A 488-nucleotide genomic window follows, 5' to 3' on the forward strand; every position below is an offset into this window, starting at 1 on the left:
ATGGAACAATACGCCAAGTACGCCGGCAGGAATCATCCCGATAATAATATGTAATAAATTTAACGATGGTCCCTCGGTTACTTTCCCTATACCTACTAAAGACCATAGACGCTTCCAAAATATAACAACAACTGCTAAAATCGATCCCAATTGAATAACAACTTCGAAAACTTTCGCTCTCTCGTCGTCAAATCCAAGTAAATGACCTGTTAAAATCATATGTCCTGTTGATGAAACTGGTAAAAACTCTGTTAAACCTTCAACAGCCCCCATGATTATTCCAATTAACCAATCAGCCACGAGTAGTGCCTCCTTAATAACGAATATGTAATTTTTCACACCTTATCATAATACCTTATCCCCTTTTAAAGTGCATCCTTTTTTTATTGATTGTACATGTTGTATGCGCATATTTCTTTTCTATTTTTTGATTAAATTGTATGATAGTAAGAGTTTGTTTTTTTAGCGGAAAGGGGATTTTATGAAAG

1 pseudogene is annotated in these 488 nt (G+C 34.8%); it reads right to left on the reverse strand.

The annotated features are described in order from the left end of the window. Window positions 1-300: pseudogene (uppP, locus tag DN393_RS31150) on the reverse strand (bacitracin resistance undecaprenyl-diphosphatase); the annotation flags it as partial. Window positions 301-488 lie beyond the last annotated feature (188 nt).

This window comes from Bacillus sp. BPN334 (assembly GCF_008368885.1).
In the GTDB taxonomy this organism is placed as follows: Bacteria; Bacillota; Bacilli; order Bacillales; family Bacillaceae_G; genus Bacillus_A; species Bacillus_A wiedmannii.